Source organism: Methylophaga sp. UBA5088, from assembly GCF_002414625.1.
In the GTDB taxonomy this organism is placed as follows: Bacteria; Pseudomonadota; Gammaproteobacteria; order Nitrosococcales; family Methylophagaceae; genus Methylophaga; species Methylophaga marina.
Window position 1 is genome coordinate 11,012 of record NZ_DIAC01000131.1, and the last position, 8,075, is coordinate 19,086.

Consider the following 8,075-nt stretch of genomic DNA (forward strand, 5'->3'; position numbering starts at 1 on the left):
GTTAAACGTTTTGATGGTTTGCTGTTTTTAGGAACAAAGCTTTGCAACTGAAATGAAGACGTGGTGAGGATCTGTGATTGCCAGCCCTGGCTGTTAGCCAAGTGTAATGCGGTATCCAAGCGGTTTTGTGTCGTCGGTATCGAGGAACATGCCTGAAGCAGCAATAAAAAAGTGAACCAAATAATATGTCGAGAATTCAAAACTGGCCTCTTTCTGACACTGAAATAGTGAGTGAGACACTAACATACCTAATTAAAATGGTGGTTGCTTTAACAAGCGTTTTTTCGGCTTAAAAATAATTTAGGGCCAGTGCAAACACGCCATATTAAGTGTTTACACTGACCCTAAACTCAGGTCTTTAAATGACAACCAAATTAGGCTGCTTTAGCCCCTCTCAGACGTGAACGGCCAGCCCACATACCTACTAAACCAAAAGCAAACAGAGGCAGTGCTGCTGGTAATGGTACGGCGCTTGGGTTAGAGAATTGGCTAGCAAGATACTCAGTAGAGAACATGCCATCACCACCGAAGCCCCATGATGAGAAGTTTTTGAACTTGCCTGATAACAGTTCGCCACTATCCACACCTAATGATAAGTAGACGAGGGCATCAGAAATCTCAAATGACAAAATATCTGACAGCTCGAAATCATTGAAGAAAATGCTGTTGATACCTTCACCACCGTCAAAAATGCCTGTGCTTAATAAGCCTGATGTGGAAGTCAGTCCATCAACAACGACTTTATCGTCACCACCACCAAATATCACATCGCCCGCAATTTCACTGTTGCCAGTCAGTGTCAGGCTGCTGTTGCCTTGGTTAGGCGCAAATTGAATAGCGGTGCCTGAGCGGCCGACTAAAGTGCCACTGTTCGTTACCGTCACTTCAGATGTAGCGGCTTCGTCTGCACCAATGGCATGGACACCCTCGATGTAACCTTCATTAACAATAGTCAGGGGACCTGCGACACGGTCATCACCTTTGGTCGGTTCGAATAAAGGATCGATGTCGATACCATTACCACCATTGAGTGAGTCACTGGCTGTGCCGGTAGAAACGATGACGCCTGTAGCATGGTTATGTACTTTACCTTCGTCAATATCAATACCGTCGTCCGTGCCTAGAATGACACCGTAGTTATCTGCTGTACCACCGGCAAATTGCACACCGTCTTCATCATCCGTCGCGCCAGCATTTGTCCATGTTTGAGTGCCTGCATCCCATGACAAACCATTCAGAGCGATAGTGCCGTGATTTTCAAGTGTGAAGTCTTCACGTGCTTCGATGACTTCTTCATCACCACGTAAAGTGCCGTAGTTCACGACTGTTGTGCCTGGGCCGCGACTTTGAATAGCACGTCCTTTTTCACTTTCAATAAGGCCGTAATTGGTGATGCTGGCATTTTCCAGTTCGGCATCGTTATCTAATCTGACGGCCTGATTTTCAGCTGAAATAATGCCTGTTTCACGGTTAATTAAAGTGAAGTTGTCAGCATCGTCTTGTAGACGAATGCCACGGTCACCACCAATAATAGTGCCTGAGTTATCAACGGTCAGATTGGCGCCTTTACCACGAATCGCATCATCATCGCCGCTTTCGATAAGGCCATAATTGACGATAGATTGGTTTGCACCTTCCAGTTGCACTGGACGATCATTGGCATCAACCAGCTCTACACCGTTTTCAACGGTCACAGATAAATTGTCGCGGTCGTCATCAATATTATTGCTGTCTGTCGCAGTACATAGCAGAGTGGGTGAGCCGCTTGTGCCACCTTCAACACAATCCGCCGCCATAGCCGGTGCGTTGTAGAGTGCTGCTAGCATCGAAACAAAAAGTAGTTTATGTGTATTTTTCACGTTACCTCCAGGTCAGATAATGGATATCGATGGCTAGAGTAGTGATGCTTTATGACAATGTTATGAATTTTGGAATTAATGTGAGTTATGACACAAATGAGAAAAATAAAATATGCTATCGAATATAAATTTTAAGTGTGTATCAATGATGCTTTTGTCGAAAACAATACGATGAGACCAAGTTAAGCAAAGAATCAGAAAAGCAGTTTGTTTCAACTGCAACATCCCGTAATATGTGGCTTTTGACGTGAAGGAATCCACATGCTGAAGATTGTTTACAGTAATGACAGCAGACAACTTGCTGCCTGGCTTGCTGAACAACTTCAGTCTGAACCGCTCAGCCCGTTTGAGCAGGAAAATATTATTGTGCAAAGTAACGAGCTGGCGCGCTGGTTGTCGTTATTTATCGCCAATGAACAAGGCATTGCTGCCAACACGGAGTTTCCTTTTCCTTCGGCCTATATCTGGCGTTTGTTTCGGCAAATCTGGCCCGATATTCCTTTACATTCTCCTTATGCTAAAGCGCCGATTAGCTGGCGTTTATTTGCCATGCTGCCTGAGTTAGCCAATGAGCCCGAGTTTGAGGCTATTGCCGCCTATTTGGGTGAGCAAACAGATGAGTTAAAGCGTTTCCAGTTAGCAGAACGGCTGGCTGATACTTATGACCAATATCTGATGTATCGACCGGACTGGATAGCTGAGTGGGAGCAGGGAGAAAGCGCAAACTGGCAAGGGCATCTATGGCAGAAAATAACAGCTGACGATGCTGAACCCATGCATCGCGCCAGATTGTTAAACCAGCTCAATCAGCTTTTACAAACAGCCACAGAAAAGCCAGCAGGTCTGCCAGAACGACTCAGTATTTTTGGTATTTCTTCGCTACCACCTGTTTATTTACAGACCTTTTCTCTGATGGCGAAGTTTGTCGATATCACGCTGTTTTATTTATCACCCAGCCAGCATTATTGGGGGGATTTGATCGACCCCAAACAGCAACAACGTCAGCAGTTGGAATTGATGCTGGACGATCCCGAGCCAGAATTGAATGCGGATGTAGGTCACCCTTTATTGGCAAGTTTAGGCAAACAAGGCCAGGAGTTTTTTCGCCAGTGTCAGGACTTGCCTCATGACGCCGAGACCTGTTTTGTTGCGCCCATACCAGACACCATGCTTGGCATGTTGAAAAGCGATATGTTTGAGCTGGAGGTCGGTGAACAGCAAGCAGTGAGTGCTGACGATAACTCTATTCTGATTCAGGTCTGCCATAGCCCGATGCGGGAAATGGAAATTCTGCAGGATCAATTGCTGGCCTTATTTGAACAGCACCCTGATTTATCACCCACCGATATTGTGGTGATGACGCCGGATATTGATGTTTATGCACCGTGGATTGAAGCTGTATTCGGAGCCGCTGATCCTGCCCATGCTATTCCCTTTAGTATTGCTGATAGCAGCGGCCAGCAAGAGAGTATTTTACTCAATGCCTGGTTCACTATTCTGGCTTTGCCACAGTCGCGGTTTGATGTGGAAAGTGTGCTGGCATTACTGGAATGTCCGGCCATCCAGCAACGTTTCCAGCTCGATGAAAATGCCTTATTATGGCTACGCGAATGGTGTCAGCAAACCCGGATTCGGTGGGGCCATGATGCCAAAGATAAAATGGCATTGGATTTACCTGCTAATGACGCCAATACCTGGCGAGCAGGTTTGGACCGTTTATTACTGGGCTATGCTATGCCGCTGACCGAGCAGGGCGAACCCTGGCGCTTGTTTGATGGCCAACTTGCTATGGATGGTATTACTGGTGATAAAGCCCGGATTGTGGCAGCAGTATCACAGTTTATTGCGGCACTGGATAACTGGCGACAATGGTTAGCTAAGCCTCGTACACCAAAAGATTGGCAACAACAGCTTAATCTGTGCATGGATAGTTTTTTTGATGCCGAGCATCTGGATGATCCATTGGCAGAACGCGAGCTGATTTCTATTCGTACCCAGCTCGATCGTATAATTGAAAGTACTGAACTGGCCGGATTTGATGAGCCACTTAGCATTGACGTGATCTTGAGCTGGCAGCAATCACACCTGGAACCGCTGGATAACAGTCATCGTTTTATGGGACATGGTGTCACCTTCTGCGGCATGGTGCCGATGCGTAGCATACCTTTTGATGTGGTATGCCTGATTGGAATGAACGATGATGTTTTCCCACGCCGCCAACCGAGTTTAGGCTTTGATTTGCTGGCACACCATCATCGTGAAGGTGATCGTTCTCGCCGTGATGATGATCGGTATCTGTTCCTCGAAGCTTTATTATCTGCTCAGCAAACGCTCTATATCAGTTATATCGGTGCCAGCATTACTGATAATGCCGAGATTCCACCGTCTGTGTTAATTAGTGATTTATTGGATTATCTGGATGAGCGATTTATCGATGAGCAAGGCCAGTCGGTAATAAAGCAGCTGGTGACATATCATCCATTACAGGCATTTAGCCGTCGTTATTTTGATCAGCAACATAAGAAACTGTTTAGTTTTAATGCTTTGCAATGTCCGGTTTCTCAGGCAATAACAGCACCTCAAGACTGGTTTTCAGAGCCGTTGCCAGAAGCGGATGACTCATGGCGTGATATCAATTTGATGCAACTTAATCAGTTCTTTATGCATCCGGCTAGATTCCTTTGTCGTGAACGATTGGGAGTCAGATTGGAACTGGATGAAGATGAACTCAGCAGCCGAGAACCCTTTGAATTAAACGGGCTGGAAGCCTGGCAACTGCGGCAGTGGTTATTAGAAAACAAACTGAGTGATACGCCGGATCTGAATATGTCTGAGCTGGTGCAGGCAACGGGCATGTTACCGCAAGGTGAGTTTGGTGATGAATGGCTGCAACAAGAGAATCAGAAAGTCGAGGCATTTCTTGATATCTTAACGCCATATTTAACTGAGCAGCGTCTTCCTGCTGTGCCATTTGAATTAGAGATTGGCAAATTCACGCTAAGTGGTCAGCTCGATAAGCTGAGTGCATCAGGATTATTGCGATACCGTTTATCACGTAAAAAAGGCCGCGATCTGATTAACGGCTGGTTAGAGCATTTGATTCTCAATATTGTTAAACCCGAAGGCGTCACACTGGAAACACAACTGGTGTTTGAAGACGAAGAGATTACCTTTACCCCAGTCATCGATGCTCAGTTTTTATTAGAACATTACCTAAACTTATATTGGCAAGGCTGTCAGCAACCTCTGCCTTTGTTTGATAAAACCAGCCTGGCTTATGCCAAACAAGCCTTGAGTAAGCAACGAGAAAAAGCCCAGCAGGTTGCTGAACGAACTTGGGCCCCAGCTAATGAGTTTGTGATGGCTGAGCAGGATGATGCCTATTATCAATACTGTTTTCCTGCTAATCCTTTGGATGAACGCTTTGCCGATATTGCTTTGCAAGTGTACGAGCCGATTCAACAACACATTCAGGGCGGGCAGTTATGAGCGCCCAATTTGATGTGAATACGGTTGAACTCAAAGGTATTAATCTGATTGAAGCCAGTGCTGGCACAGGCAAGACGTTTACGCTGGCAGAGCTTTATTGCCGGTTGGTGGTAGAACAAAAACTGGAGGTCAGTCAGATTCTGGTAGTGACCTATACCCGTGCAGCGACCGAAGAGTTACGAGGACGTTTACGGGCAAGACTGGTTGATGAACGTAAACAACTGAGTCAACAAGAGCAGGCAGATCCTCAGGCGATAAAACGTTTACAACTGGCGATTCAAAGCTTTGATGAAGCCGCTATCTATACTATTCACGGCTTTTGTCAGCGAGCTTTGCAAGACTTTGCATTTGAGAGCGGCCATTTTTTCGATATGGAAATGGTGGCTGATGAACAAGAGCTTCGACAAGCGGTAGCTGATGACTTTTGGCGTCGTCATGTCAGCTCAGCTGATAAAGCCTTTGCTCGATATTTATTACAAAACCGCCAAAATCCGGAAAGCTTATTGCAGTCGGTGAGCAGTGTGATCGGCAAGCCTTATCTTGAAGTCATCCCACTACCTGAGATGGCAACCGAACCATTACAAAGCTTATTTAATGAGCAGTTCGATCACGTACAGTCGCTGTGGTGGCTACAGCGTGAACAAGCCATTGCTGTATTGCAGGACAAAAATTTACTTAACGGTAATAAATATCGTACTGCCAGTGTCAGCAGCTGGATAGCTGAAATGGATAGCCTGATGCAAGCCGGAAAACAGGCGGGCTTGTTTGAGAAATTTGTCAAGTTTGGCCAGGCTGAACTGAATCAGGCATTAAAAAAAGGTCAGGAGTTACCTGAACTCGATTTATGGCGGGCATGTGATGCTTTGCTTGATACGGATCAACAATTGCAAACAGCTCGTTCTTTGCAGCTGCAACAACTACGTCAGCAGTTAGCGGAATATCTGGCGAGTGAGCTACCAAAACGCAAGCAGCAATTAAAACTGCAGGCTTTTGATGATCTGCTGCTTAATTTGCAACAGGCGCTTCACGGACCGCAGGCAGATAAGCTGATTGCTAAAATTCGTGAACAGTTTCAAGCAGCATTGATTGATGAGTTTCAGGATACCGATCCGATTCAATACGATTGTTTTCACACGATTTTTGCAAATACCGAACAGCCCGTGTTTTTTGTCGGCGATCCTAAACAGGCGATTTATAGCTTTCGTGGCGCTGATATTTTTACCTATCTGCAAGCCAAACATGCTGCTAGTAATGAGTTTAATCTGGATACTAACTGGCGATCTCATCCACGTTTAGTGCAGGCCGTTAATCATCTGTTCGAACGCGTGCCACAGCCTTTTTTATATGAAGACATTCCGTTTCTACCGGTCAAGGCTGCACTTCCTGATGAAGCGTGTTTAACCATCACTGGACAAGCCGTGTCGCCCTTATCGTGGGTATGGATGGCATCTGACAAGCCATTTAATGTCAGTGATATGATGCAATACGCGGCAGATATTTCAGCTGATCAGATAGCTGATTTATTAAATCAATCTGCTGCTGGTGAGGTCATGCTGACCGATAAAGATGGCAGTCAGCGTCGCTTGAATGGTGGTGATATTGCTATCTTAGTCAGAAGTCACAAACAAGCGACAACGATTCAACAAGCATTACGTGCTCGTGGTGTGAACAGTGTGCAACAGTCGCGTGACAGTGTGTTTGAAACCCATCAGGCAATAATGTTGGAGCGGGTGTTAATGGCGATTGCTCAACCGAGCAATGATAGTTTGATTGCCACGGCTTTAGCCACGCCACTATTTGCCAAAACGGCGTTGGATATCTATCAGTTACAACAAGACGAACAGCTTTGGTTACAACAAACCGATTTCTTTGTTTCTCTGCATGAGCAGTGGCAGCAAGCCGGATTTATTGTGATGTTTCGTGCCTTAATTGCTGCACTGGATGTGCAGCGTCGCTGGTTAGCGTTGGCGGATGGTGAACGGCAATTAACTAACTTATTGCATTTAGCCGAACTGATTCAGGCGTATGCGACCCGCCGCAATAATACGATGGAAGCCATTTTGATGTGGTTAGCTTCACAGCGTCAGGCGGCGGATAAAAGTGGCGATGCAGCTCAGATTCGTCTGGAAAGTGATGAGCAACTGGTCAAAGTCATTACCATCCACACCAGTAAGGGGCTGGAATACCCCATTGTGTTTTGTCCCTTCCTTTGGCATCAGAGCCAGTTCAATCAGTCACCGACCGTCATGACCTTTCACCGTGAAGACGATAATCAAGCTTGTGTGGCATTTGGTGAACCTGGTTTCTCTGAAGCTCAACCGATTGTGGCTGAAGAACAGCAAGCCGAGGATTTACGCTTACTCTATGTGGCATTGACTCGTGCTCGTGAGCGCTGTGTGATTGTCTGGGCACCAGTGAAAAATGTGCAGCAGAGTGCGTTGTTTCAGCTACTTCATCCCGAGTTAGAGAGTGTTGATGCGGGTCAGATGCAGCAAGATTTGCAAGACATGGTCAACGCACAAAACACGAATATGGATAGGGTGAACTGGGATCTGGAAGCAGCGCCTATCGTCAAACAAGCTGAAACGACAGCAGAGACATTACAGGCCCGAGAGTTTCAGGGACAGATTCAGACACCATGGCATATCGGCAGTTTTACTGGCCTGAGTCATGGCCAGCATATGGAGTTACCAGATCATGACGCACCCTTGCTGCCAGTTGAAATGC

Annotated in this window: 3 protein-coding genes and 1 pseudogene; 2 read left to right on the top strand and 2 right to left on the bottom strand. The window is 46.1% G+C overall.

Annotation, left to right across the window (positions count from 1 at the left end; genetic code table 11):
* Together B4K20_RS16200 and B4K20_RS16205 are read right to left on the bottom strand one after the other, a co-directional pair.
* A pseudogene (locus tag B4K20_RS16200) lies at positions 1-200 on the bottom strand (alpha/beta hydrolase); the annotation flags it as partial.
* Between the two features lie 174 nt (positions 201-374).
* Complete coding sequence (locus B4K20_RS16205; RefSeq protein ID WP_289283706.1) at positions 375-1,859, bottom strand: hypothetical protein; 1,485 nt, start codon at positions 1,857-1,859, stop codon at positions 375-377.
* Positions 1,860-2,120: 261 nt separating this feature from the next.
* Here B4K20_RS16205 and recC point away from each other — a divergent pair, with 261 nt between their 5' ends.
* Together recC and recB are read left to right on the top strand one after the other, a co-directional pair.
* Positions 2,121-5,348 (top strand): exodeoxyribonuclease V subunit gamma, encoded by a 3,228-nt coding sequence (gene recC / locus B4K20_RS16210; protein WP_289283707.1) that lies wholly within the window; start codon positions 2,121-2,123, stop codon positions 5,346-5,348.
* On the top strand, positions 5,345-8,075 hold a 2,731-nt coding region (recB, locus tag B4K20_RS16215; protein WP_289283708.1), incomplete at its 3' end, for an exodeoxyribonuclease V subunit beta. The genes recC and recB, both read left to right, overlap by 4 nt.